1 protein-coding gene and 1 pseudogene are annotated in these 4,480 nt (G+C 53.3%); both read right to left on the bottom strand.

From position 1 onward, the window contains the following. Window positions 1–34 precede the first annotated feature (34 nt). Window positions 35–1,990, bottom strand: coding sequence for an EAL domain-containing protein (locus ACM0PY_RS21125; RefSeq protein WP_495493300.1), 1,956 nt, complete (start codon window positions 1,988–1,990; stop codon window positions 35–37). A gap of 190 nt (window positions 1,991–2,180) precedes the next feature. Next, window positions 2,181–3,950: pseudogene (locus ACM0PY_RS21130) on the bottom strand (methyl-accepting chemotaxis protein); the annotation flags it as partial. Between the last annotated feature and the right edge of the window lie 530 nt (window positions 3,951–4,480).

Raw genomic sequence — 4,480 nt, forward strand, 5'->3', positions numbered from 1 at the left:
CTCGATCACCTGCTTCACCGCCTCTGCCCGGAACTCATCCGTGTACTGCTTGCTGTTGCCCATAAACACCTCGGTCATTGCCATCAATTATGGCAACCGGATGTCTACGAAAGGCTGGCCGGTCCAATTCCAGATCGGTGATGAAGGCGCGATCGATTTTTAGCTCTGTTGCAGGCAATCGCTTCAGATACAGGAGGCTTGAATAGCCGGTACCGAAATCATCGATAGCAATCTGTACACCCATTGCCGTAAGTTCGTCCAAGACCCTCAAAGTTGCGTCGGCATCGCGCATGGCCGTCGTCTCTGTAATCTCGAGCGTAAGCAAACCAGGGCCAAGATTATTGCTTTCTAATGCCATCCTTACCGTATCGATAAGGGCGGCTGAAGAGAACTGAAGCGGCGATAGATTGATCGCCACACTCGGAACCTGGTATCCATCGTTCTTCCATTCCCTTGTTTGCCGACAAGCCTCATTCAGGACCCAGTCGCCCAGTGCCAGAATCAACCCGCTGCGCTCCGCGACTGGAATAAATTCACTTGGCTGCAAGAGACCATGCTCTGGATGACACCAACGGACAAGTGCTTCCAAGCCAACCAACGAGCAATCTGGGCCGGCGAATTTTGGCTGGTAATGTAGAACAAGTTCTTTACGATCTATGGCCCTTCGTAGGTCGCTCAAAAGCTCAAGCTGTTGATGAGCGCTGACGTTCATGGAAGGCGAATAGAACGTATATCCGTTCCTGCCATTGTTCTTAGTGTGGTACATCGCTGCGTCGGCATGTGCCACTAGCTCTCGCTCAGTGGCTCCGTCGGAAGGATACATAGCCACGCCAATGCTAGCTGTGACATGCACTTCAGCAGACTCGATACTAATAGAGAGGGCTACTGTGTCGATTATCCTCTGAGCTACAACAGCAGCATCCTGAGAATCACTGGTGGGCACGATCAAGACGAACTCATCGCCGCCCATGCGCGAAAAAGTGTCTTGGCTTCGAAGCAATTCGCGGATCCGTTCAGCGACGCTCAGGAGAAGGGCATCGCCGGCTTGGTGACCATAGGCGTCGTTTATGCTCTTGAATCCGTCCAAATCAAGAAACATGACAGCAAACTGTTCGCGTTTTCGCTGTGCCTTCTCAATAGACTGTTTAAGTCGATCCTGAAGGAGAACGCGATTGGGAAGCCTTGTCAGCGGATCATGTAGAGCGGCCTGCACGAGTTGATCGTGTGCACGCGCCAACGACCTGGAAAGATGGCGCGTTCTTAGATGCATTTGGCGATCCAGCACCGATACGATCAATGCAACTCCCATAATCGCGACCGTAGTGACAACTACCAAGACTGCCAGCCAATGTGCTGGCACACCACCATCACGCGCTGCACCGCACCAGCTGCCCGGCAAGAACCGCGCAGCAGCCATGCCAGTGTAGTGCATGCCTACGATCGCAAGCCCCATGATCACGGCCGCAACAAAGCGCCAACGGTATTGTCCGCGCGCACCTGCTCTAAGACGAAAGGCAATCCATAGCGCGGTGCCTGACGCTGCGATTGCGATCAAAATGGACAAGACGAACCAAGTGGGGTCGTACTCTATTCCGGGCTGCATCTGAAGCGCAGCCGTGCCCAGGTAGTGCATCATCGCGATGCCGAGCCCCATAAGGATCGCGCCAAGCATCAGCCTGCTAACCGGGAGCTTGGGCCTGGAGACCAGCCAGAGCGCGAAAACCGACGCGCCGATCGCGGCAATCATCGAATAAAGTGTAATGGCAAGGTCGTAACCGAGCGGTATCGGTAAGTCGAACGCCAACATCCCGACGAAATGCATCGACCAAATGCCTAGGCCCATCGCAAGGGAGCCGCCGATCAACCACCAGCGCGACGCGACGCCCTTAGTTGCAGCCACCCGGCCTGCCATGTCCAATGCAGTGTAGGAAGCGAGAATTGCTACAAGAAGCGAAAGTAGAACCAGAATATCATTGTAAGTTCCAGACATAGCGTATCCATACAGTCCAGCGGCATTAGTTCTTAGCGAAGATCAGCGATCTAACTCAGTTACTAAATTTCTAGGCAGCAGAAGAAGCGATGTTAGAAGAGTCACTGTTCGATGCCCCTCCACTGCTCGCGACCATACTGAAAAGCGCCTCAGCCTGCGCCTCTAATGCCCGGGCAGAGCAAGAAATCCCATCGATCAGACGCGTGTCCTGTTGAACGCGCTTGTTGATTGCTTGCAATGCTTGGTTGGCGCTCTGAACGCCTTCACTCTGCTGCTGACTCGCGCCCGCAATCTGTTCGACGGTTGCCGTTACTTTGAGAACAGCGCCGAGAACTTCTTGCATGACATTGCCGGCTTGCATGATCAAGCGCGTTCCATCAGTCACTTGATCTCTAGCGCTTCCAATCAGGTCGCGTATTTCCTTAGCAGAAACGCTGCAGCGTTGCGCCAGGCTTCTGACTTCCTGCGCCACCACGGCAAATCCTCGCCCTTGCTCTCCTGCGCGAGCCGCTTCCACGGCTGCATTTAACGCAAGAATATTGGTTTGGAACGAGATGCCGTCAATGACTCCGATTATTTGCGCCATGCGCTCGTTGGCTGCCCTAATCTCTTCTGAAGTCGTAACGACTTCCGAGATCACTGCGACTCCACGCTTAGCGGCATCCGCAGAGCTCTTGGCTACCTGGCGGGCATCGTCAGCATGTTGGGAGTTGGCGCGCACATTGTGGGCTAATCCTTCAATCGACTCTGAAGTCTGGCGGACAAACTCAGATTGAGACATAGAGCGTCCTGCCAGATCATGGTTGCTAGCAGCGATGCCACGAGCAGCGGTACGCACGTTCTGTGCGATATCCGTGGCTTGAATCACCAGTTGACGCATTTCGTGGGCGGAGCGGACTTGCTCTGTCACGTCCGTTGCATACTTAACTACCTTAAATGGATGTCCGGAAGCGTCAAAAATCGGATTGTAGGAAGCTTGGATCCATATTTCCTGACCGAGCTTTCCGAGGCGCCTGTACCGACCAACATCGTATTCACCACGCCCTAGCTTTCCCCAGAAATTTCGATATTCTTCCGAGCGCCCATAGTCTGCATCCACAAAAATGCTGTGATGCTTTCCGCGAACCTCGTCTAGCCGATAGCCCATCGCAGCCAAGAAGTTCTCGTTGGCATCGAGTATCAGTCCGCTCATCGAGAATTCGATGACTGACATGACTTTTCCGATTGCCTTTATGCGCCCCTCTGCATCCGCAGAGATCGTCACCTGTTCTGTAATGTCGGTAGCGTACTTAATCACCTTGTACGGCAAGCCTGAAGAATCTAGTACAGGATTGTACGAAGCCTGTATCCAGACATCCCGATTCCCTTTTGCCACTCGTTTGTAGCGACCGGCATCAAACCTTCCTTGACTGAGTTTCCGCCAGAATTCAGCGTACCCCTCAGAATTCTTGGTGTTGAGATCGACAAAGATGCTGTGATGCCTGCCCTGGATCTCATCCAATCGATAACCCATCGTATTTAGAAAATTCTGATTGGCGCTCAGGATAGTCCCCTCCAGCGAGAACTCAATTGAAGCCATAACTTTGTCGATAGCATCAATGCGCCCTTCGTACTCACTCGTTCGATGCATCTGATCGGTGATGTCAGTCGCGTACTTGACGACTTTGTATGGCTTTCCAGCTTTGTCCAGAAGCGGGTTATATGAAGCGTTTAACCACACTTCTCGTCCGCCTTTTCCAACGCGGCGAAAACGACGAGCTTCGAAGTTCCCGGCTCGGAGACTGTCCCAGAATGTCCGGTAGTCGCCATCGATACGTTCTGATGGCGGCACAAACATGCTGTGATGCTGTCCTTTGAGCTCATCAAGACTGTAGCCCATGATGTTCAAGAAGTTCTGGTTGGCGTGCAGGACTCTGCCCTCCAGATCAAACTCGATGACGGCCATCACGCGATTGACGGCAGTAATTTGAGAACGCTCATCCTGGCACCCGACAAGAAAACGGCTTCGGGCCCGTGCCTGCTTTAAGAATGAGCGCATCTCGCAATCCTGTAGAATTTTTATCGATATTCCTCCCCTTAGCGGCCCCGCTTGGCTGAACTTTAAGGGTCCGATCCGACAGCAAGTGACCGAAAGTTATCGCGAGGGCCTTTTCTGCCCAACGGGCGCAGCTGCGGATGGACCCAAGCCGTCGTAGAGAGGGTCGGCCTCGGCAATGAACTGCCATCGCCCACTACTGGTATCGCCGCTCTCTAGTGCAAAGATTGGCTTGCCGCGCACACGCGCACCCTATGGCAATACCGTAAGGATGGCGCATGTACCCTATGTTGCATACTAAGATATTCTTAGTTTTCAAGCAACCATCCGGTGAGTTCAACCCGTCGACGCAACGGCTTGGCTCAGCTTAGCGGCTGGCGTCTGGAAGCCCAAGGTCTTACGAGGTCTTTCGTTGAGACGTCTGGCGATCTTGTTCAAGAATGCCTGCGAATGGC

The sequence above is a fragment of the Stenotrophomonas sp. BR163 genome (genome assembly GCF_047520985.2).
In the GTDB taxonomy this organism is placed as follows: Bacteria; Pseudomonadota; Gammaproteobacteria; order Xanthomonadales; family Xanthomonadaceae; genus Stenotrophomonas; species Stenotrophomonas sepilia.

What these genes read in the sequence shown, in the direction of transcription:
- ACM0PY_RS21125 (WP_495493300.1), bottom strand. Translation starts at nt 1,990, where the DNA reads ATGTCTGGAACTTACAATGATATTCTGGTTCTACTTTCGCTTCTTGTA.